Below are 22606 nucleotides of genomic sequence, written 5' to 3' on the forward strand. Positions count from 1 at the left end.
GGCTCAGTTGCCCTGCAGGCTGGGTGGCAGGCACACGCCGGTACCGCCGATACCGCAGTAGCCTTGCGGGTTCTTGGCCAGGTACTGCTGGTGGTAGGCCTCGGCAAAGTACACGGTCGGCGCCTGGGCGATCTCGGTGGTGATCTCGCCGAAGCCGGCCTTGCCCAGCTCGGCCTGGAAGGCGGCCTTGCTCGCGTTGGCTTCATCCAGCTGCTGCGGCGAGGTGCAGTAGATCGCCGAGCGGTACTGGGTACCGACATCGTTGCCCTGGCGCATGCCCTGGGTCGGGTTGTGCAGCTCCCAGAACATTGCCAGCAGCTCGCGGTAGCTGACCCGGTTCTTGTCGAACACCACCAGCACCACCTCGGTGTGGCCGGTCAGGCCCGAGCAGACTTCCTCGTAGGTGGGGTTGGGGGTGAAGCCGCCGGCGTAGCCGACCACGGTGCTGACCACGCCTTCGCGCTGCCAGAAACGGCGCTCGGCGCCCCAGAAGCAGCCCAGGCCGAAGATGGCGAAGTCGATGTCGCCTTCGAAGAACGGGCCGAGCAGCGGCGTGCCTTCGAACACGTAGTGGAACTCGGGCAGGGTCATCGGGGTTTCGCGGCCAGGCAGGGCCTGTTCCGCGGTGGGCAGGACGTTTTTGTTCACCAGGATTTCCGAACGCAGGGTCATGGCCGTTCCTCTATTTGATATTCAACAACCTGGGGCCGCTTTGCGACCCTTTCGCGGCACAAGGCCGCTCCTACAGGGGGACGCATGATCCCGGTAGGAGCGGCCTTGTGCCGCGAAAGGGCTGCAAAGCAGCCCCGGCAGGCAAGTGATGACTATAGTGCCCGAGCTTTACGCCGCTGTCAGTCCACCGGACCACGGGGATAGCGGCGCAGCTTCTCGTTCAGCTCGCGCCCCGGAATCGGCCGGTCGAACAGGTAGCCCTGGCCGACGTCGCAGCGGTGTCGGCGCAGGAACGCCAGCTGCTCGGGGGTCTCGATCCCTTCGGCGACCACCTTGAGCTTGAGGTTGTGGGCCATGGCCACCACCGCCGAGGTGATCTCCATGTCGTCCTGGTTGTCGGGGATCTCGTTGATGAAGCTGCGGTCGATCTTGATGATGTCGATCGGAAACTTCTTCAGGTAGCTCAGCGACGAATAGCCGGTGCCGAAGTCGTCCATGGCCAGGGTCAGGCCCAGGGCCTTGAGCTCGTCGAGCTGGCGGTGGGTGTCCTCGGTGGCTTCCAGCAGCAGGCCTTCGGTCAGTTCCAGCTCCAGCAGGTGCGGCGGCAGGGCTTCTTCCTTGAGGATGCTGCCGATCGAACTGACCAGCTCGGGGTCGGAGAACTGCTTGGGCGACAGGTTGATGGCCACATGCAGGTTGCCGAAGCCGGCTTCGCGCAACTGCTGGCTCATGCGGCAGGACTGGCGCACCACCCACTTGCCGATGGGGATGATCAGGCCGGTTTCCTCGGCCACGCTGATGAACTGGTCGGGGCGGATCATGCCACGCTCGGGGTGGTTCCAGCGCAGCAGCGCCTCCAGGCCGAGCAGGCGGCCGCTGCGCAGGCACAGCTTGGGCTGGTAGAACACTTCCAGTTCGTTCTGGGTCAGGGCGCGGCGCAGGTTGTTCTCGACGAACAGCTTGTAGCTGGCCTCGGCGTTGAGCACTTCGGTGAACACCTGGACCTGGTGTTTGCCGTTGGCCTTGGCCTTGTGCAGGGCCAGGCCCGCGTTCTTCATCAGGGTGGCCGGGTCGCTGCCGTGCAGCGGCGCACAGGCCAGGCCCACGGAGGCGGTGACGTTGATCAGCTGGTTGTCGACGAACATAGGTTTGTCGAGGGTGCGCAGCAGCTGGTGGGCGACGCCCTGGCCATCTTCCAGGCTGGTGTCGTCCAGCAGCACGGCGAACTCGTTGCTGGCGAAGCGCGCCAGGCTGCCGCCGTTGGCCAGGCTGTTGCGCAGGCGCCGGGCCAGGCTGATCAGCAGCTTGTCGCCGGTCTGGTGGCCGAGGCTGTCGTTGATCCGCTTGAAGTTGTCGATGTCCACCAGCAGCAGGCAGATGGGGCTGGCGCTGTCGCGGGCGAAGCGCTCGTCGAGGTTGCGGATGAACGCCGGGCGGTTGCCCAGGTTGGTCAGGTTGTCGGTGTAGGCCAGGCGCTCGATGCGCTGCTGGGCCAGCTTGCTCTGGGTGACATCCTCGTAGATGCCGATGTAGTGGGTCAGCTCGCGGTTGTCGCCGTATACCTTGGAGATCGACAGCTGGCCCCAGTACGGCTCGAGGTTCTTGCGCCGGCTCTTGAATTCGCCCTGCCAGCTGTTGCCCATGGCCAGGCTCGACGGCGAGTCGAACAGCAGCTCGCTCAGGTTTTCCAGCGCCGGCAGTTCGGCCAGGTGATGGCCCTGGACCTCTTCGGTGCTGTACTGGGTGATCGCGGTGAAGCTGGGGTTGACGTATTCCACCACGCCGTCGCGGTTGACCAGCAGGAAGGCGCTGGCGCTCTGTTCCACGGCGCGCTGGAACAGGTGCAGGGCGCTGGCGGCGGTGCGTCGGTTGTGGTTGTTGATGACCTGGGCGAACTGGTCGGCCAGCTCGCCGGCGAAGGCGATCTCGTCCGATTGCCAGGCCCGTGGCTGGCCGGTCTGCTCCAGGCACAGCACGCCGACCACCTGGCCGTCGATGCGGATACTGGCATCGAGCATGGCGTTGTCGTCGGTGCTGTACAGCGATTCGGCCATCTCGCGGGTGCGCGGGTCGTGGCTGGCGTTATGGGCGTCGATGGCGCGGCTGGCGTGCAGGGCTTCCAGGTAGTCCGGGAAGCGGCTGGCGTCGATCGCCTCGGGCATGCGGTGCTGTTGGTCGCGGCTGTACCAGGCGCTGATCGGCTCCAGGCGCTGGTCGTTCAGGTACCAGATGCTGGCGCAGTCGACCTTGTAGATCTCGCAGGCGCTGCGGGTTATCAGCTCGGCGGCCTCGAGCAGCGAGTTGCCGATGCTGTAGCGCTGGCGCGCCAGGCGCAGGATCAGGTCCTGCTGGGCGCGCACCCGGTCCAGGTGTTCGAGCTGCTCCTGCTGGGCGCGCTGGTTCAGTTGCAGGGCCAGTTGCAGGCGGTTGTTGCGCGACTCCAGGTCATTGGCGTCGAGGTCCGGGGTGTCCTGGCGGTGGTCGTCGAACACTGTCAGGTAGCCGCGCAGCAATTGACGGTTGTGCTGCTTGTAGCTCTCCCCGACCTCCAGCAGGCGCAGTGGCGCCGGGCAGGCGTGCAGGGTGTAGCGCACCCGGTAGTAGCCGCGCTGGGCCAGCTGCAGCTGGATCTCGTCGTGCAGCTTGTAGCGTGCTTCCGGCTCCATGAGGCTGGCGTAGGGCGAGCCGATCAGGGCGCAGAGCTCGGCGGCGGGCAGACCGAACTGGCGGTCGCAGGCCGGGTCGAGGTAAAGCATGGCCCAGCTGGCTTCGTTCAGCCGCTCGAAACGCAGCATGCCGAGCCGCGAGGGCACGGGAAGCTGCGTCACGACCTCGGCCGCCACACGGCTGGCGGCATCGGGTTGGCTTTTCATCGAAGACTCGCTTGAACTGGGGCGCGGCCTGGAGCACGGCGCATCGGGCAAGGTTGCATCATGTCCCGTGGGCTGGCAAGCGGCCATGGGGGATGCTGTGAACAGGTTGTCGGCTGCTCTCGCAGAATCTGTAGGACCGGCGGGCGGCAGACGATCGCATCCCCCTGTAGGAGCGGCCTTGCGCCGCGAAAAGGGGGCAAAGCCCTCCCAGCAATCCCAGGCAAAAAAAGCCCCGCCAATTGGCGGGGTTGAGGTACGAGCGTGGCAGCTCGAAAACGGTGCTGCCCCTCGAGTGAGGGGCAGCGTGCAGCTATTACAGCAGCATGGTGCGGATGTCGCCCAGCACGTCGCCCAGGCGCTTGGTGAAGCGCGCGGCGGCGGCGCCGTTGATCACACGGTGATCGTAGGACAGCGACAGCGGCAGCATCAGCTTCGGCTGGAAGGCCTTGCCGTCCCAGACCGGCTGCATGGTGGCCTTGGACACACCGAGGATCGCCACCTCAGGCGCGTTGACGATCGGCGTGAAGCCGGTGCCGCCAATGTGACCGAGGCTGGAGATGGTGAAGCAGGCGCCCTGCATCTCGTCGGCCGAAAGCTTCTTGGTGCGGGCTTTCTCGGCCAGCGCGGCAGCTTCGGCAGCCAGTTGCAGCAGGCTCTTCTGGTCGACGTTCTTGATCACCGGGACCAGCAGACCGTCCGGGGTGTCCACGGCGAAGCCGATGTGCACGTACTTCTTGCGGATGATCGCCTTGCCGCTTGGCGCCAGCGAGCTGTTGAAGTCCGGCAGTTCCTTGAGCAGGAAGGCGCAGGCCTTGAGCAGCAGCGGCAGTACGGTCAGCTTGACGCCAGCCTTTTCAGCCACGGCCTTCTGCGCGACGCGGAAGGCTTCCAGCTCGGTGATGTCGGCGGAGTCGAACTGGGTCACGTGCGGCACGTTCAGCCAGCTGCGGTGCAGGTTGGCGGCACCGACCTGCATCAGGCGGGTCAGGGCCACTTCTTCCACTTCACCGAACTTGCTGAAGTCCACGGCAGGGATCGGCGGGATGCCGGCGCCGCCGGTTGCACCAGCGGCTGCCGGTGCTTCCTTGGCCTTCTGCATCATCGCCTTGACGTAAACCTGCACGTCTTCTTTCAGGATGCGGCCGTGCGGACCGGTGGCGGCAACAGCGCCCAGGTCGACACCGAATTCACGGGCCAGCTGACGAACGGCCGGGCCAGCGTGAACCTTGGCGTTGCTGCCGGCGGCCGGCGCGGTGGCGACCGGAGCTGGAGCAGGAGCAGCAGCCGGCGCGGCGGCGGCAGGTGCAGCGGCAGGTGCAGCGGCTGGGGCAGGAGCGGCAGCCGGAGCAGCAGCGGCTGCAGCAGGGGCGGCGCCTGCGGCCTTGATCTTGAAGATCAGGTCGCCGGTGCCCACTTCGTCTTCCAGCTTGCACAGCACGGCTTCGATCACGCCGGCGCTAGGCGACGGGATCTCCATGGAGGCCTTGTCGGACTCCAGGGTGATCAGCGACTGGTCGGCTTCGACGGTGTCGCCGACCTTGACCAGCACTTCGATGATCTTGGCCTTGCCCGACGAGCCGATGTCCGGCACGTGGATGTCTTGCACGCTGGCGGCAGCCGGGGCTGCGGCAGGCGCAGGGGCGGCTTCGGCAGCCGGTGCTGGGGCGGCGGCAGCTGGAGACGGAGCGGCAGCGGCCGGAGCCTCAGGCGCCGCAGCGGCGCCCTCGACTTCCAGGACCAGCAGCTCGTCGCCTTCTTTCAGGCGGTCGCCCAGCTTGACCTTCAGTTCCTTGACCACGCCGGCCTTCGGCGCGGGGATCTCCATGGAGGCCTTGTCGGACTCCAGGGTCAGCAGGCTCTGGTCAGCCTCGATACGGTCACCGACCTTGACGAACAGCTCGATGATTTCACCTTCACCGCTGCCGATGTCAGGTACGCGAATGAGTTCGCTCACTTAAAAATACTCCTCAGCAGTCCAGTGGGTTGCGCTTGTCCGGATCGATACCGAACTTGACGATGGCGTCAGCCACAACCTTGGGTTCGATCTCGCCACGGTCAGCCAGGGCTTCCAGGGCAGCCAGCACCACGAAGTGGCGGTCGACTTCGAAGAAGTGACGCAGCTTCTTGCGGCTGTCGCTGCGACCGTAACCGTCGGTACCCAGGACCTTGAACTCTTTGCTCGGCACCCACTGGCGAATCTGCTCGGCGAACAGCTTCATGTAGTCGGTGGAGGCGATGACCGGGCCCTTGCGGCCGGCCAGGCACTCTTCGACGTAGGTCTTCTGAGGCTTCTGGCCAGGCTTGAGGCGGTTGGCGCGCTCCACGGCCAGGCCGTCGCGACGCAGTTCGTTGAAGCTGGTGACGCTCCACACGTCGGCGCCGACGTTGAACTCTTCACGCAGGATCTTCGCGGCTTCGCGGACTTCGCGCAGGATGGTGCCGGAGCCCATCAGCTGTACGTGGTGCGCGGCTTCGCGGGTGTCTTCCTCGAGCAGGTACATGCCCTTGATGATGCCGTCCTCGACACCGGCCGGCATGGCTGGCTGCTGGTACGACTCGTTCATCACGGTGATGTAGTAGAAGATGTCCTGTTGCTCTTCGGTCATCTTCTTCATGCCGTCCTGGATGATCACCGCCAGCTCGTAGCCGTAGGTCGGATCGTAGGTGCGGCAGTTCGGGATGGTGCCCGCCATCATGTGGCTGTGACCGTCTTCGTGCTGCAGGCCTTCACCGTTGAGGGTGGTACGGCCGGCGGTACCGCCGATCAGGAAACCACGGGTGCGGCTGTCGCCAGCGGCCCAGGCCAGGTCGCCGATACGCTGGAAGCCGAACATCGAGTAGAAGATGTAGAACGGCAGCATCGGCTGGTTGTGGCAGCTGTACGAGGTACCGGCAGCGATGAACGACGACATGGCGCCGGCTTCGTTGATGCCTTCCTCGAGGATCTGGCCCTTCTTGTCCTCGCGGTAGAACATCACCTGGTCTTTATCGACAGGCTCGTAGAGCTGGCCGACCGAGGAGTAGATACCCAGCTGGCGGAACATGCCTTCCATACCGAAGGTACGGGCTTCGTCCGGGATGATCGGAACGATGCGCTGGCCGATGTCCTTGTCCTTGACCAGCTGCGCCAGGATGCGCACGAAGGCCATGGTGGTGGAGATTTCGCGGTCGCCCGAGCCGTCCAGGATCGCTTTCAGCGTTTCCAGTGGCGGGGTCGGCACGCTGAAGCTCTTGGCGCGGCGCTGTGGCACGAAACCGCCCAGGGCGGCGCGGCGCTCGGCCAGGTACTTGGCTTCGGCGGAGCCTTCTTCCGGCTTGAAGAACGGCAGGTTCTCCAGATCCGCATCCTTGACCGGGATGTCGAAGCGGTCACGGAAGTGACGCAGGCTGTCGACGTCGACCTTCTTGGTGTTGTGCGCGGTGTTCTTGGCTTCGCCGGCACCGGTACCGTAACCCTTGATGGTCTTGGCCAGGATGACGGTCGGCTGCTCTTTGTGGTTCACGGCCTGGTGGTACGCCGCGTAAACCTTGTACGGGTCGTGGCCGCCACGGTTGAGCTTCCAGATCTCGTCGTCGGACAGGTCTTCGACCATGGCCTTGAGCTCTGGGGTGTTGAAGAAGTTTTCACGAACGTACGCGCCGTCTTTGGCTTTGTAGTTCTGGTACTCGCCGTCGATGACTTCGTCCATGCGGCGCTGCAGGGCGCCGTTGGTGTCCTTGGCCAGCAGTGGGTCCCAGAAACGGCCCCAGACCACCTTGTTGACGTTCCAGCCACCGCCACGGAACACGCCTTCGAGTTCCTGGATGATCTTGCCGTTGCCGCGAACCGGGCCGTCGAGGCGCTGCAGGTTGCAGTTGATGACGAAGATCAGGTTGTCCAGCTTCTCGCGGCCGGCCAGGGCGATCGCGCCCAGGGATTCCGGCTCGTCGCACTCGCCGTCGCCCATGAAGCACCAGACCTTCTGCTTGCCGGCCGGGATGAAGCCACGGGCTTCCAGGTACTTCATGAAGCGAGCCTGGTAGATGGCCTGGATCGGGCCCAGACCCATCGATACGGTCGGGAACTGCCAGAAGTCAGGCATCAGCCATGGGTGCGGGTACGAAGACAGGCCTTTGCCGTCCACTTCCTGACGGAAGTTGTTCATCTGCTCTTCGTTGATGCGGCCTTCCATGAAGGCGCGGGCGTAGACGCCTGGCGAAGCGTGGCCCTGGAAGAAGATCAGGTCGCCGCCGTGTTCGTCGGTCGGGGCCTGGAAGAAGTAGTTGAAGCCGATGTCGTACAGGGTGGCGCTGGAGGCGAAGCTGGAGATGTGTCCGCCCAGGTCCGAGTCTTTCAGGTTGGTGCGCATGACCATGGCCAGGGCGTTCCAACGCACCATCGAGCGGATGCGGCGTTCCATGAACAGGTCGCCAGGCATGCGTGCTTCGTGGGTGACAGGGATGGTGTTGCGGTACGGCGTGGTGATGGCATACGGCAGCTGGGAGCCACTACGGGTGGCCAGCTCGCCCATACGGGTCATCAGGTAATGAGCGCGGTCTTCGCCTTCTTTGTCGAGGACCGACTCCAGGGCATCCAGCCATTCCTGGGTTTCGATTGGATCGAGGTCTTGCATGGCTTGCTCCAGGGCGGAAAGGCCACCAGAATCGATGGCCTGAGTTTGCGACTGGCCTTATGGGCAGACGTCGTGAATTCTTGGATTACCGGACAGTCATCCGGCGCGGTGTAGTTTTACTACAAATGCTTTCTCATTTCATGCTTTGGCAGGTCATGAGTAGTAGTAAAACTACACAAATGCGACGTTTGGTCGCATCCCGGGTTGTGGGGAAAAACGTTCATGTTGGTTGGTGGTGTGTCGCTAGCAGGTGAATCTTGATGGGTTTTGCCAAATTTTTGATTATTTCAGCTATTTCCAACTTTTGTACGACAGTCCAACCGTGGTCCAACCCCCGTTTGACCTCTGCAACCGCTCTCTTTCACGCCGATCAAGGATAGACCATGCGCCTGCCTTTGCCGCTCGATCTGCCTGCCGCCCTCCAGCCGCTGGTCGCTCGCAACCAGCAATTCCTGCGCGATGCCCTGGCAGGTCACCCTGACCTGGACCTGGACAGCCTGAGTGCCGAGCACCGAAACCAGTTCGACCAGGTCGCCGCCGCCAGCGACTTCGTCCTGGCCCAGGCCCAGCGTGAGCCGGCGATGCTGTTCGAACTGCTGACCAGCGGCGTGATGGACCAGGCGTTCGCGCCTGACCAGCTGCGCGCGCAGATCAACGCCGTGGCCCAGGCTGCCCAGAACGAGGACGAACTGGCGCGCAACCTGCGCCGCGAGCGCAACCGCCAGCAGTTGCGCATTATCTGGCGCGACATTACCCGCCAGGCTTCGTTGCCCGAAACCTGCCGCGACCTGTCCGACCTGGCCGACGCCAGCATCGACGAAGCCTATCAATGGCTGTACCCGCGCCACTGCCAGCAGTTCGGCACGCCCATCGGCAACCGCAGCGGCCAGCCCCAGCACCTGGTGGTGCTGGGCATGGGCAAGCTGGGCGCGGTGGAGCTGAACCTGTCGTCCGACATCGACCTGATCTTCGCCTTCCCCGAGGGCGGCGAAACCGAAGGGGTCAAGCGCTCGCTGGACAACCAGGAGTTCTTCACCCGCCTGGGCCAGCGCCTGATCAAGGCGCTCGACCCGGTCACCGTCGACGGTTTCGTGTTCCGCGTCGACATGCGCCTGCGCCCCTATGGCTCGGCCGGCGCGCTGGTGCTCAGCTTCAATGCCCTGGAGCAGTACTACCAGGACCAGGGCCGCGACTGGGAGCGCTACGCCATGATCAAGGCGCGGGTGGTCGCTGGCGATCAGGTGGCCGGCGCGCAGTTGCAGGAGATGCTGCGGCCGTTCGTCTACCGGCGCTACCTGGACTTCTCCGCCATCGAGGCGCTGCGCACCATGAAGCAGCTGATCCAGCAGGAAGTGCGGCGCAAGGGCATGGCCGACAACATCAAGCTCGGTGCCGGCGGCATCCGCGAGGTGGAGTTCATCGCCCAGGCGTTCCAGCTGATCCACGGCGGGCGTGACCTGAGCCTGCAGCAGCGGCCGTTGCTCAAGGTGCTGACCACCCTGGAAGGGCAGGGCTACCTGCCGCCGGCCGTGGTCGCCGAGCTGCGCGACGGCTATGAATTCCTGCGCTACACCGAGCACGCGATCCAGGCCATCGCCGATCGCCAGACCCAGATGCTGCCGGACGATCCGACCGATCGTGAGCGCATCGCCTACATGCTCGGCTTCGCCGACTGGGACAGCTTCCACGGGCAATTGGTGCACTGGCGTGGGCGCATCGACTGGCACTTTCGTCAGGTCATCGCCGACCCGGATGAAGATGAAACCGAGGGCGAACTGGTGGTCGGCGGCGAGTGGTCGCCCCTGTGGGAGCAGGCCCAGGATGAAGACGCCGCCTCCCGCCAACTGGAGGAAGCCGGCTTCCGGCAGCCGGCCGAGGCCCTGCGCCGCCTGACCGCGCTGCGTGCCAGCCCGACCCTGCGCTCGATGCAGCGCATTGGTCGCGAGCGCCTGGACGCCTTCATTCCGCGGCTGCTGGCCCAGGCGGTCGAGCACGACAACCCCGACCTGGTGCTGGAGCGGGTGCTGCCCTTGGTCGAGGCCGTGGCGCGGCGCTCGGCCTACCTGGTGCTGCTCACCGAGAACCCCGGCGCCCTGCGCCGTCTGCTGACCCTGTGCGCCGCCAGCCCATGGATCGCCGAGCAGATGGCCCGCTACCCGCTGCTGCTCGACGAACTGCTCAACGAGGGCCGCTTGTTCAGCCCGCCGTTGGCGCCGGAGCTGGCCGCCGAGCTGCGCGAGCGCCTGACACGCATCCCCGAGGACGACCTGGAACAGCAGATGGAGGCCCTGCGCCACTTCAAGCTGGCCCACAACCTGCGCGTGGCCGCCTCGGAGATCAGCGGCAACCTGCCCTTGATGAAGGTCAGCGATTATCTGACCTGGCTGGCCGAGGCGATTCTCGACCAGGTGCTGGCCCTGGCCTGGCGCCAGACCGTGGCGCGCCATGGCCAACCCAAGCGCAGCGACGGCAGCCTGTGCGACCCGGGCTTCATCATTGTCGGCTATGGCAAGGTCGGCGGCCTGGAGCTGGGCCACGGTTCTGACCTGGACCTGGTGTTCATCCACGATGGCGATCCGAATGCCGAAACCGACGGCGCCAAGCCCATCGACAGCGCGCAGTTCTACACTCGCCTGGGCCAGCGCATCATCCACCTGCTGACCACCCAGACCAACTCCGGCCAGCTTTACGACGTGGACATGCGCCTGCGCCCTTCCGGCGCCTCGGGGCTGCTGGTCAGCTCGCTGGGCGCCTTCGAGCGCTACCAGCAGAACGAGGCCTGGACCTGGGAGCACCAGGCTTTGGTGCGGGCCCGGGTGCTGGTGGGTTGCAAGCAGGTGGCGACGGCTTTCGAGGCGGTACGGGCGCAGGTCCTCGGCCAGTCCCGCGACCTCGACAAGCTGCGCGTCGAAGTCAGCGAAATGCGCGCCAAGATGCGCGACAACCTGGGCACCAAGCTCACTGCCGCCGGCACCGCGGGCAACGCCTTCGAGGCCGGCCAGCCGTTCGATATCAAGCAGGATGCTGGCGGTATCGTGGATATCGAATTTATGGTGCAATACGCCGCTTTGGCCTGGTCCCACGACCATCCGGCCATACTGCGCTGGACCGACAACATCCGCATCCTCGAAGAGCTGGAACAGGCCGGGCTGATGCCCGCCGCCGACGCCGTGCTGCTGCGCGAGGTGTACAAGGCGTTCCGCTCGGCGTCGCACCGCCAGGCCCTGCAGAAGCAGGCCGGGGTGATCGATGCGGCGCAGTTTGTCGATGAGCGTCGTGAGGTGCGGCGGATCTGGGGTGAACTGGGTCTGACTTGAGATTGTTGGGGCCGCTGCGCGGCCCTTTCGCGGCACAAGGCCGCTCCTACAAAGGATTGCGTTCTCTGTAGGAGCGGCCTTGTGCCGCGAAAGGCTGCGTAGCAGCCCCAAAGAACGTCGTCTCACCACCGGTGGTACACTGTCCGCCACATAGCCTGAATATAAAGAGGGGAGGCCAGGTTGTAGCGCAGCCTGCAGCCTCCCCGAATGTTTCTGGATAAAGCATGAGAATACTGATCATTGGCCCCAGCTGGGTCGGCGACATGGTGATGGCGCAGACCCTGTTCCAGTGCCTCAAACAGCAGCACCCCGACTGCGTGATCGACGTCCTGGCCCCCGAGTGGAGCCGGCCGATCCTCGAGCGCATGCCCGAGGTGCGCCAGGCCTTGAGCTTCCCGCTCGGTCACGGCGCGCTGGAGCTGGCCACGCGCCGGCGCATCGGCAAGTCGCTGGCCGGCCAGTACGACCAGGCGATCCTGCTGCCCAACTCGCTCAAGTCGGCGCTGGTGCCGTATTTCGCCGGTATCCCCAAGCGCACCGGCTGGCGCGGCGAGATGCGCTACCTGTTGCTCAACGACGTGCGCAAGCTGGACAAGGCCCGCTATCCGCTGATGATCGAGCGCTTCATGGCCCTGGCCTACGCAGCGGATGCCGAGCTGCCCAAGCCTTACCCGCGCCCGAGCCTGCAGATCGAAGCCGCCAGCCGCGAAGCGGCCCTGGCCAAGTTCGGCCTGGCGCTGGACCGTCCGGTGCTGGCGCTGTGCCCGGGCGCCGAGTTCGGCGAGGCCAAGCGCTGGCCGGCCGAGCATTACGCCGAGGTGGCCGATGCGATGATCCGCCAGGGCTGGCAGGTGTGGCTGTTCGGCTCGAAGAACGATCACCCGGTGGGCGAGCAGATCCGCGACCGGCTGATCCCTGGGCTGCGCGAGGAATCCTGCAACCTGGCGGGTGAAACCTCCCTGGCCGAGGCCATCGACCTGATGTCCTGCGCCGATGCGGTGGTGTCCAACGACTCGGGCCTGATGCATGTGGCCGCCGCCCTTAACCGCCCGCTGGTGGCGGTGTACGGCTCGACCTCGCCGGGCTTCACCCCGCCGCTGGCCGACCAGGTGGAGGTGGTGCGCACCGGTATCGAGTGCAGCCCGTGCTTTGAGCGCACCTGCCGCTTCGGCCACTACAACTGCCTGCGCCTGCTGGAGCCGGCCAAGGTCATCGCCGCGCTGCAGGGCCTGGGCGGGCCGAACCTGATCGATACCGTGGCCGAGGTCGACTGAGTGCGGGTACTGATCATCAAGACATCGTCGCTGGGCGATGTCATCCACACCCTGCCGGCGCTCACCGACGCCGCCCACGCCATCCCCGGTATCCGTTTCGACTGGGTGGTGGAAGAAGGCTTCGCCGAGATTCCCAGCTGGCATCCGGCGGTCGACCGGGTGATTCCGGTGGCGATCCGCCGCTGGCGCAAGAATCTCTGGCAGACGCTCAAGAGCGGCGAATGGAAGGCGTTCAAGCAACGCCTGCGCGAACACAAGTACGACCTGGTGATCGACGCCCAGGGCCTGGTCAAGTCGGCCTGGCTGACGCGCTACGTGAAAGCGCCGGTGGCCGGCCTGGACCGTTACTCGGCCCGCGAGGGCTGGGCCAGCCGCTTCTACGACCGGCGCCTGTCGGTCGCCGTCGGCCAGCACGCCGTGGAGCGCGTGCGCCAGCTGTTCGCCCTGGCCCTGGCCTACGACCTGCCGGAAGGGCTGGGCGACTACGGCCTGGACCTCAACCGCCTGCAACTGCCGCCTGCCGCGCCCTACGTGGTGTTCCTGCACGGCACCACCTGGGCCACCAAGCACTGGCCGGAGGCCTACTGGCGCGAGCTGGCCGAGCGCATGGGGCGGCGCAAGCTGCAGGTGATGCTGCCGTGGGGCAACCCGGCTGAAAAGGCCCGCGCCGAGCGCATTGCTCAAGGCTTGAACAACTGCCAGGTGCTCCCCAAGTTGAATCTGGCTGGCGTCGCCCGCGTGCTGGCGGCGGCCAAGGCCTGCGTGGCGGTGGACACCGGCCTCGGCCACCTGGCCGCAGCCCTGGATGTGCCGACCATCTCGCTGTTCGGCCCGACCAACCCTGGTCTGACTGGCGCCTACGGACGCGCCCAGATCCACCAGGCGAGCGACTTCCCCTGCGCCCCGTGCCTGCAGAAGAAGTGCACCTACAAACCGAGCGCCGAGGACCTGCGCCGGTTCGATCTCAAACGCGAGTGGCCGCTGTGCTTCACTCGCCTGAATCCCGAGCATGTGGCGGGCCGCTTGAGCGCGCTGCTGCTGGCTGAGGATGTTCGTTGATGCAACTGGCTTTTGTGCTCTACAAGTATTTCCCCTTTGGCGGGCTGCAGCGCGACTTCATGCGCATCGCCCTCGAGTGCCAGAAGCGGGGTCACCAGATCCGCGTGTACACGCTGATCTGGGAAGGTGATGTTCCGCCGGGCTTCGAGGTGCTGGTGGCGCCGGTCAAGGCGCTGTTCAACCACCGCCGCAACGAGAAGCTCAGCGCCTGGATGGAAGCCGACCTGGCCAAGCGTCCGGTCGATCGCCTGATCGGCTTCAACAAGATGCCCGGCCTGGACGTCTACTACGCCGCCGACGGCTGTTTCGAGGACAAGGCCCAGACCCTGCGCGGCGGCCTGTACCGCCGCTGGGGCCGCTACCGCCATTTCGCCGAATACGAGCGGGCGGTATTCGCCAGGGATGCGCGCACCGAGATCCTGATGATCTCCGAGGTGCAACAGCCGCTGTTCATCAAGCACTACGGCACCCCTGAGGCACGCTTCCACCTGCTGCCGCCGGGCATTTCCCAGGACCGCCGCCGCCCGGCCGACGCCGCGACCATCCGCGCCGATTTCCGTAAGGAGTTCGGTCTGGCCGACGATGAGCTGCTGCTGGTGCAGATTGGCTCGGGCTTCAAGACCAAGGGCGTGGACCGCAGCCTCAAGGCCCTGGCGGCGTTGCCGTCGGCCCTGCGCAAGCGTACCAGGCTGATGGTCATCGGCCAGGACGACCCCAAGCTGTTCCAGGTGCAGAGCGCGGCGCTCGGCCTGGGCGAGCAGGTGCAGTTTCTCAAGGGGCGTAGTGACATTCCGCGTTTCCTGCTCGGTGCCGACCTGCTGATCCATCCGGCCTACAACGAGAACACCGGCACTGTGCTGCTCGAGGCGCTGGTCGCGGGGTTGCCGGTGCTGGTATCGAAGGTCTGCGGCTATGCCCACTACATCGCCGAGGCCGATAGCGGCCTGGTGCTGGACGAGCCGTTCGAGCAGGAGCAGCTGAACCGTTACCTGCAACGCATGCTCGAAGACGCCGGGGCCCGCGCGGCCTGGTCGGACAACGGTGTGGCCTTCGCCGAGACCGCCGACCTGTACAGCATGCCGCAGCATGCCGCCGACGTGATCCTCGGTCAGGAGACCGCATGAAGCTGATACTGGCCGAACCGTTCAAGCGCCTGTGGGCCGGGCGCGACCCCTTCGAGGCCGTCGAGGCCCTGCAGGGCGAGGTGTACCGCGAGCTGGAAGGCCGCCGCACCCTGCGCACCGAGATCGATGGCGCGGGCTTCTTCGTCAAGATCCACCGCGGCATCGGCTGGGGCGAGATCTTCAAGAACCTGTTCAGCGCCAAGCTGCCGGTGCTCGGCGCCGGCCAGGAATGGCGGGCTATCCAGCGCCTGCATGAGGCCGGTGTGCCGACCATGACCGCGGTCGCCTACGGCGAGCGTGGCAGCAACCCGGCCACCCAGCATTCGTTCATCGTCACCGAGGAACTGGCGCCGACCGTCAGCCTGGAAGACTTCAGCATCGACTGGGTGAAGCAGCCACCAGCGCCGCGCCTGAAGCGCGCGCTGATTGCCGAAGTGGCGAAGATGACCGGCGGCATGCACCGCGCCGGGGTCAACCATCGCGACTGCTACATCTGCCACTTCCTGCTGCACACCGACCGCCCGGTGACGCCGGAAGACTTCAAACTGTCGGTGATCGACCTGCACCGCGCCCAGACCCGGGCGAAGATTACCCGTCGCTGGCGCGACAAGGACCTGGCCGCCCTGTACTTCTCGGCGTTGGACATTGGCCTGACCCGCCGCGACAAGCTGCGCTTCCTGCGCGGCTATTTCCAGCGCCCGTTGCGCCAGGTGCTCAAGGACGAGGCCGCACTGCTTGCCTGGCTGGAGCGCAAGGCGCAGAAACTCTACGACCGCAAGCAACGCTATGGGGACGCACTCTGATGGCGGGTTGGACACTGGCGCCGGGCTACGAACACTTGGCGGCGGACTTTGGCAGTCTTGACGCGGTATTCGCGCTGCAAGGCGAGCACCTCACCCGCGACCCGCTCAGCGAGGTCATCCGCGTCCTGCGTGACGGCGTGTACTACTACGTCAAGCGCTATACCGGTGCCGGCAAGCACATGCGTCGCTACCTGGGGCGTCCGCGGATCAAGGCCGAGTGGCAGAACCTCAAGCAATTCGCCAAATGGGGCATCCCGACGGCAGAAGTGGTCGCCTGGGGCCTGGAACGCAATGGCCTGGCGTTCGGTCGAGGAGCGATGATTACCCGTGAGCTGCCGCAGACCGAAGACCTGTCGGCGCTGGCCGAGCGCAATGACGCCCGTCTGGCCGACCGCGCCTGGGTCGATCATCTCAGCCGTCAGCTGGCGCGCCACACCCGTGTGATGCACGAGCATCGTTTCGCCCACAATGACCTGAAGTGGCGCAACCTGCTGGTCGATGACCAGGGCACGCTATTCTTCATCGACTGCCCGACGGGCGACTTCTGGCGTGGCTTCATGTGGCGGCACCGGATGATCAAGGACCTGGCGTGCCTGGACAAGGTGGCCAAGTACCACCTGTCGGCGACCCAGCGCCTGCGCTTCTACCTGCAATACCGCGGTCGTGACCGGCTCAATGGCCGTGACAAGAAGCGCATTCGCCAGGTGCTCAGCTTTTTCGAGGGAAGGGAATGACCGATTACCTGGCCAGTGCCGACCAGGCGCTGCTGCAACGTCACGGCCTGGGCGACTTCGAGGCGCTGTGGGCCCTGCAGCTGGACGCCGTGGACGAACCCAACACCGGCCGTGGCGGCTGGAGCAGCGTGTTCCGCCTGGAGCTCGAGGGCAAGGGGTTCTACCTCAAGCGCCAGAGCGACTACTTCACCCGCAGCCTGCAGCGGCCCTTCGGCGAGCCGACCTTCGCCCGCGAGTTTCGCAACATCAGCCGCTACCAGAAGCTCGACATCCCCGCCCTGCAGGCGGTGTTCTATGGCGAGCGCAAGCAGGGTGGCCAGCACCGCGCGATCCTCATGACCCGGGCGCTGGACGAGTGGACCGACCTCGAGCAACTGCTCGCCCGCTGGGCGCAGATGGACGCGGCGCAGCGCCAGGCGATCCTCCAGGCCTGTGGGCGGCTGGCCCGCACCCTGCACGCCGCCGGGCAGATGCACGGCTGCTTCTACCCCAAGCACATCTTCCTGCGTGAGCGTCGCGAGGGCTGGCAGGCCCAGCTGATCGACCTGGAAAAGACCCGTCCGCTGCTGTTCGGCATGCGTGACCGGGTCAAGGACCTGGAGCCGCTGCTGCGCCGCGCCCGGGCCTGGGATGAAGCGGACGTGCGCGTGCTGCTGGCGGCCTACCTGGAGCAGCCGGCGGACAGCGCCCTGGTATCCACCTGGCTGCAACGCCTGACCCAACGCCGTCGCCACAAAGAGGCCCGCTGATGCGCCTGTCCGAATTGAAGGCGGCCGGGCGCAGCCCGAGCCTGCCGTTGACCGTCACCCTCGCCGACGCCGCGGGCAGCGCCGACCTGCAGCTGCTCAGCCTGTTGCGCGTGCTGCCGGGCCAGCGTTATGTCGGCGCGGGTATCTGGCGTGGCACCAAGGTGCTGGCCAAGCTGCTGGTCGGCGGCAACGCCGCCCGGCACTTCCAGCGCGAGCGCGATGGTGCCCTGCTGGTGGCCGAGCAAGGCCTGACCACCCCACGCCTGCTGGCCGATGGCCTGAAGGAAGGCGAGGGCGGCTGGCTGTTGTTCGAATACCTCGACCACGCCGAGAGCCTGGGCGATGCCTGGGCCCGGGTGGAGCAGTTGCCGATGCTGGCCGATGAGCAACATCTGGTGCTGGGCGAGGCCCTCACCGCCGTGGCGCAGATGCACGCCAAGGGCCTGTGGCAGGAAGACCTGCACCTGGACAACCTGCTGCGCCAGGATGGTCAGCTGTATCTGATCGACGGTGCCGGCATCAAGGCCGAGACCCCCGGCCAGCAGTTGTCGCGCCAGCGCGTGCTGGAGAACCTCGGGGTGTTCTTCGCCCAGCTGCCCAAGCGTCTGGAACCGTTCATCGAGGAGGCGCTGGTGCACTACGTGCTGGCCAATGCCGAGCACGCGCTGCCGCTGGAAGCGCTGCACAAGCAGGTGGACAAGGTGCGCGCCTGGCGCCTGAAGGACTACTTGGACAAGGCCGGTCGCGAATGCACGCTGTTCAGCGTCGAGCGGAGCCTGTCCGGGCTGCGGGCCATCCGCCGCAACGAGGTCGAAGCGATGCGCCCGGTGCTGGAGCAGGCCGATGCGCTGATCGACCAGGGTCACCTGTACAAGACCGGTGGCGCGGCCAGCGTGGCGCGTATCGAGGTGGCCGGGCGCACGTTGGTGCTCAAGCGCTACAACATCAAGAACACCGCCCACTGGTTCAAGCGCTTCTGGCGCCCGAGCCGGGCCTGGCATTCGTGGATCGAAGGCCACCGCCTGGCGTTTCTCGACATCGCCACGCCTCGCCCCCTGGCGGTGCTGGAGCAGCGGGTGATGGGGCTGCGCAGCACGGCCTACCTGGTGACCGAGTACGCTGACGGACCGGACCTGATCGAATGTTTCGCACCCTACGTGGAAAACGGCGAGGCGCCTGACGAGCAGGTCGAAGCCCTGGCGCGGGTGATGCAGCAGCTGATCCGCGAGCGCATCAGTCATGGCGACTTCAAGGGCCACAACCTGTTCTGGCAGGACGGTCAATGGTCGCTGATCGACCTCGATGCCATGTGCCAGCATGCCACCCAGCTCAGCTTCGCCCCGGCCTTCGCCCGAGATCGAGCGCGGCTGCTGCGCAACTGGCCGAGGGACAGCGCGCTGCATCAGCGACTGGACCAGGTGTTGCCGCGGTTGGCTGATTGAATGACCAACTGACTGCGCGGCAAGGCCGCTCCTACAGGTTGGCGTAGTACCAGTGGGAGCGGCTAAATCAATCAGTCATGCGCAGTTCCATGAGAGCTGCCTACCGCCGCCAGAACCCACTCAAGCCCAGCCCGGCTGAAAGGCCCAGTCCCACCCAGGCCAGTACATCCCAGGCCCCATCCCCGAGCAGTGCGGCAAACAGCCCGGCCGCACTGAGCACGGCGATCAACGCCGGCCAGGCGAAGATCCTGCGGGTGCTTTGCGACTTGTGGCTCATGCCCGCACCTCCCGTGGTTTGCGTTGCTTGCCCCACCACAGGTACAGGCCGCTGCCCAGCACGATGATGGTCAGCACATCGAGCACGGCCCAGAGGATCTGCATCGGCCGGCCACCGTAGTCGCCGAAGTGCAGGGGCTGCGACAGGCCCATGGCGTCCATGTACCACGGGCGTTCGCCAACGGCGGTCACCTCCAGGGTGCGCGCGTCGATCAGGATCGGCGTGAACAGGTGCGAGGTCAGGTTCGTGGCGCCATTCATGAACACCGCGTAGTGGTGCTCGCTGGAGAAGCGCGTGCCGGGGAAGGCGATGAAATCCGGGCGCATGCCGGGCGCGGCCTGTTCGGCGATCTTCAGCAACTGCGTGGCTGGAGCGCGCTCGGTGAGCGGCGGGGCGTCGCGGTAGGGCGCGACCATGGCCGCCAGGCTGTCGTTGCGCCAGGCGGCGATCACCAGGTCGGACAGGGCGCTGATCACCCCGGTGACGCCGACCACCAGGGCCCAGGTCAGGGTGACCACGCCGATCAGGTTGTGCAGGTCCAGCCAGCGCAGGCGCCGCGACTTGTCGTGACGGACCGTGGCGAAGCGCAGGCGACGCATGAACGGCGCGTAGAGCACGGTGCCGGAGACGATGGCGACAATGAACAGCACCCCCATGAACGCCAGCAGCAGCTTGCCGGGCAGCCCGGCGAACATGTCCACGTGCAGGCGCAGCATCAGCATCATGAAACCGCCGTTGGCCGCCGGCATGGCCACGGCCTCGCCGGTGCGCGCGTCGAGCATGAAGGTGTGCGAATCGTCGGGGTGGGTGCCGGCGGTGGCGGCCATGATCGCCACCACGCCGTTGGGCTCGTCTTCTTCATAGCCGAAGTACTGCATCACCTCGCCGGGGCGGTGCTGTTCGGCCTTGAGCACCAACTGCTGCAGGTCCAGGTGCGGGGTGTCGGCGGGCATCTCGCGCAGTTGCGGCGCGTCGCCGAGCAAGTGCTCCAGCTCGTGGTGGAAGATCAGCGGCAGGCCGGTGAGGGCGAGCAGCAACAGGAACAGCGTGCAGACCAGGCTGCTCCAGGTGTGGATCGCTGACCAGCGGCGGATGGTTTGGCTTTTCATCACGGCTCCTTACGCAATCGCGGGTCAAGCCCGCTCCCACGATTTGCAGGAGCGGACCTGACCCGCGATGGCCACTCAGAACTTGTAGGTGGCGCTGGCGACGACGCTGCGCTGGTCGCCGTAGTAGCAGTAGTAGCCGTCGCAGGTCGAGAGGTAGTCCTTGTTCAGCAGGTTGCTGGCGTTGATCGCCACCGAGGCGCCCTTGAGGCTGTTGTCCAGGCGGCCCAGGTCGTAGTGCACGGCGGCGTCGAACACCGTGTAGGCCTTGCTCTTGCCGAGCCAGGTGTTGGCTTCGTCACCGTAGCGGTTGCCGGTGTAGCGTGCGCCCAGGCCGATGCCGAAGCCGTCAAGCACACCGGTATGCCAGGTGTAGTCGGTCCATAGGGAGGCCTGCTGGTTGGGCATCTGTTGCAGGCGGTTGCCTTTGTACTGGCCTTTCTGGACTTCGGACTTGGCCAGGGTATAGGCGGCGATCACCTTCAGGTTGTCGGTGACGTCGGAGACAGCCTCAAGCTCCAGGCCATGGACTTTCACTTCACCGGTCTGGCTGGTGACCGGCGTGCCACCGATATTGTTGGTGACCTGGACGTTCTTCTGGGTCAGGTCGTACACCGCGGCAGAGAGCAGGGTGTTGGAGCCCGGTGGCTGGTACTTGATGCCCAGCTCCCATTGCTCGCCTTCGGTCGGCTTGAACGTCTTTTCCGGGTCTGCGTCTGCGCTGCTGGCCGGCTGGAAGGATTCCGCATAGGACAGGTAGGGCACCAGGCCGGAGTCGAAGACGTAGCTGATCGCCGCGTTGCCACTGAACTTGCTGTCGCGCTGGGTATTGGTGGCATCACCCTTGTTGAAGAACTTGGTGCCGGTGTGGACCCAGTCCTGCCGCCCGCCCAGGGTCAGGCGCCAGTTGTCGAGTGCCATCTGGTCCTGGATATAGAGGCCGGTCTGCACCGTCTTCTGGTTGTAATCATAATAGGCCGAGGAGCGAGCGGGGCGGGTGATCGGCAGGCCATGGGCCGGGTTGTTGACGTCGATCGGCGGCACGTCGAAGCCATAGATCGCCAGGTAGTCGTGATTGGTGCGCTGGTGGTCCAGGCCAATCAGTACGGTATGGCTGACGGCACCGGTGGCGAAGTCGGCCTGGAAGTTGTTGTCGACCGCGAACTGGCCGATGTTTTCCTCGGTGTTGGTGGACATGCGGTTGGCAATGCCATCATCGGTGACCGGGGGGAAGTCTTTGTTGTAGCTGCTGACCGTAATGGTCTGGAACGAAAGCTCCGACTTGGTGTAACGCAGGTTCTGGCGGAACTGCCAGACATCGTTGAAACGATGTTCGAAGGCATAACCCAGCGCGTAATAGGTGCGGTCGTAGTAGTCGTAATCCGGGTCACCCAGGTTCTTGTGGCGGGAGACCTTGCCGAACGGCATGTCGATCTTGGTGCCTTGGATCGGGTAGAACTGGCTGGTGGCACCGGTGTCGTCGCGGGTGAACTGGCTGAGGAAGGTCAGCGAGGTGTCTTCGTCGATGTTCCAGGTCAGGCTCGGGGCGATGTTGTAGCGCTTGTTATCGATATGGTCGATCTGCGTGCCGCTGTCGCGCACCACGCCGCTGACGCCATAGAGGAACTGGCCCTGCTCATCGAGCTTGCCGGTGCTGGCGAAGTTGATCTGGCGGTGGTTGTCGCTGCCGTACTGCAGCTGGATCTCGTGGCTGCGCTCGGCCTGGGGACGACGGCTGACCATGTCCAGCAGGCCGCCGGGCGGGGTCTGGCCATACACCGACGAGGCCGGGCCACGCAGCAGCGCAAGGCGGTCGAGGTTCCAGGTCTCGGCTTTCGGGTTGGCATACACGCCTCGGGGCAGGGGCAGGCCGTCGAGGAACTGGGTCGGCTCGAAGCCGCGCACGCGCATCCAGTCATAGCGGGTGTCGCTGCCGAAACTGGCCGAGACGATGCCCGGCATGTACTTCACCGCGTCATCCAGGCTTTGCACGCCGCGGTCGCTCATCTGCTGGCGGGTGGCGACGGAAATGGAGCGTGGGACCTCGACCAGCGCGGTGTCGGTCTTGGTGCCGGCGGCGGTGCGCTTGGCGGTGTAGCCTTCCACCGGGCCCCAGGCACTTTCGTAGCTGCTGTTGGCATTGATGTTGGTTTCCGGCAGCGCCAGGGTGCCTTCGCTCACCGCCACCAGACTGTAGCTGCCGGCGCTGCTCTGCTGCAGCTGCAGGCCGGTGCCGCGCAGGGCGGCCTGCAGGGCGCCGACCGCATCGTACTGGCCACTGACGGGCGCCGAGTTGCGCCCGCTGACCAGTGCCGGATCCAGCGCCAGGGCAATCCCGGCCTGGCTGGCGATCTGGTTCAGGGTGCTGGCCAGCGGCGCGCTGGGCAGGTCGTAGGCACGCGGGGCGGCCTGTTCGGCGGCGAACAGGGTGGTGCTGACCAACGGGGCGGCCAGGCCGATGGCCAGGGCCATCAGGCTGGGGCGAAGCAAAGCATCAACGGCACGGGACATGCAGCGGCTCCTCGACGAAATAGTGCTGACTGCTTCCTTGCCGAGCGAGATT

15 protein-coding genes are annotated in these 22606 nt (G+C 65.7%); 8 read left to right on the forward strand and 7 right to left on the reverse strand.

Annotation, left to right across the window (positions count from 1 at the left end; translation table 11 throughout):
- Positions 1–3: 3 nt before the first annotated feature.
- The 4 genes from msrA to aceE form a co-directional block, all read right to left on the reverse strand.
- On the reverse strand, positions 4–672 hold the full coding sequence (gene msrA / locus HU751_RS17190; protein ID WP_050703454.1) for a peptide-methionine (S)-S-oxide reductase MsrA: 669 nt from the start codon (positions 670–672) through the stop codon (positions 4–6).
- A 179-nt stretch (positions 673–851) separates the two neighbouring features.
- The gene (locus tag HU751_RS17195) at positions 852–3545 is read right to left on the reverse strand and encodes a putative bifunctional diguanylate cyclase/phosphodiesterase (protein ID WP_186731728.1); all 2694 of its coding nucleotides are present in this window, start codon (positions 3543–3545) and stop codon (positions 852–854) included.
- A 313-nt stretch (positions 3546–3858) separates the two neighbouring features.
- A complete protein-coding gene (gene aceF, locus HU751_RS17200) occupies positions 3859–5499 on the reverse strand; it encodes a dihydrolipoyllysine-residue acetyltransferase (protein WP_186731727.1) in 1641 nt (546 codons plus the stop codon).
- Between the two features lie 13 nt (positions 5500–5512).
- Positions 5513–8158, reverse strand: coding sequence for a pyruvate dehydrogenase (acetyl-transferring), homodimeric type (gene aceE, locus HU751_RS17205; protein WP_186712634.1), 2646 nt, complete (start codon positions 8156–8158; stop codon positions 5513–5515).
- Positions 8159–8541: 383 nt separating this feature from the next.
- Between aceE and glnE the strand changes: the two genes are divergently transcribed.
- From glnE to HU751_RS17245, 8 genes are all read left to right on the forward strand, one after another.
- On the forward strand, positions 8542–11475 hold the full coding sequence (gene glnE / locus HU751_RS17210; RefSeq protein ID WP_186731726.1) for a bifunctional [glutamate--ammonia ligase]-adenylyl-L-tyrosine phosphorylase/[glutamate--ammonia-ligase] adenylyltransferase: 2934 nt from the start codon (positions 8542–8544) through the stop codon (positions 11473–11475).
- Positions 11476–11699: 224 nt separating this feature from the next.
- Positions 11700–12749, forward strand: a complete 1050-nt coding sequence (waaF, locus tag HU751_RS17215) for a lipopolysaccharide heptosyltransferase II (RefSeq protein WP_186712636.1) — start codon at positions 11700–11702, stop codon at positions 12747–12749.
- Positions 12750–13808, forward strand: a complete 1059-nt coding sequence (gene waaC, locus HU751_RS17220) for a lipopolysaccharide heptosyltransferase I (RefSeq protein WP_028689090.1) — start codon at positions 12750–12752, stop codon at positions 13806–13808. It begins immediately after the preceding gene.
- A complete protein-coding gene (locus HU751_RS17225) occupies positions 13808–14932 on the forward strand; it encodes a glycosyltransferase family 4 protein (protein ID WP_186731725.1) in 1125 nt (374 codons plus the stop codon). The genes waaC and HU751_RS17225 overlap by 1 nt, the downstream gene beginning before the upstream one ends.
- Positions 14929–15735, forward strand: coding sequence for a lipopolysaccharide core heptose(I) kinase RfaP (gene rfaP / locus HU751_RS17230; protein WP_186731724.1), 807 nt, complete (start codon positions 14929–14931; stop codon positions 15733–15735). The genes HU751_RS17225 and rfaP overlap by 4 nt, the downstream gene beginning before the upstream one ends.
- A complete protein-coding gene (locus HU751_RS17235; RefSeq protein WP_186731723.1) occupies positions 15735–16469 on the forward strand; it encodes a lipopolysaccharide kinase InaA family protein in 735 nt (244 codons plus the stop codon). The genes rfaP and HU751_RS17235 overlap by 1 nt, the downstream gene beginning before the upstream one ends.
- Positions 16466–17218, forward strand: coding sequence for a lipopolysaccharide kinase InaA family protein (locus HU751_RS17240; RefSeq protein ID WP_186731722.1), 753 nt, complete (start codon positions 16466–16468; stop codon positions 17216–17218). Before HU751_RS17235 ends, HU751_RS17240 begins: the two co-directional genes overlap by 4 nt.
- Positions 17218–18660 (forward strand): lipopolysaccharide kinase InaA family protein, encoded by a 1443-nt coding sequence (locus tag HU751_RS17245; protein WP_186731721.1) that lies wholly within the window; start codon positions 17218–17220, stop codon positions 18658–18660. The genes HU751_RS17240 and HU751_RS17245 overlap by 1 nt, the downstream gene beginning before the upstream one ends.
- Positions 18661–18760: 100 nt before the next feature.
- Here the strand turns inward: HU751_RS17245 and HU751_RS17250 are convergent, their stop codons facing one another.
- The 3 genes from HU751_RS17250 to HU751_RS17260 all read right to left on the reverse strand — a co-directional run bounded on the left by HU751_RS17250 (position 18761) and on the right by HU751_RS17260 (position 22554).
- Positions 18761–18937: a hypothetical protein gene (locus HU751_RS17250; protein ID WP_186731720.1), complete on the reverse strand. Its 177-nt coding sequence runs from the start codon at positions 18935–18937 to the stop codon at positions 18761–18763.
- Positions 18934–20046 (reverse strand): PepSY-associated TM helix domain-containing protein, encoded by a 1113-nt coding sequence (locus HU751_RS17255; RefSeq protein ID WP_186731719.1) that lies wholly within the window; start codon positions 20044–20046, stop codon positions 18934–18936. The genes HU751_RS17250 and HU751_RS17255 overlap by 4 nt, the downstream gene beginning before the upstream one ends.
- Before the next feature lie 75 nt (positions 20047–20121).
- Positions 20122–22554, reverse strand: coding sequence for a TonB-dependent siderophore receptor (locus HU751_RS17260; RefSeq protein ID WP_186731718.1), 2433 nt, complete (start codon positions 22552–22554; stop codon positions 20122–20124).
- Between the last annotated feature and the right edge of the window lie 52 nt (positions 22555–22606).

It is taken from the genome of Pseudomonas peradeniyensis (assembly GCF_014268935.2).
GTDB lineage: Bacteria > Pseudomonadota > Gammaproteobacteria > Pseudomonadales > Pseudomonadaceae > Aquipseudomonas > Aquipseudomonas peradeniyensis.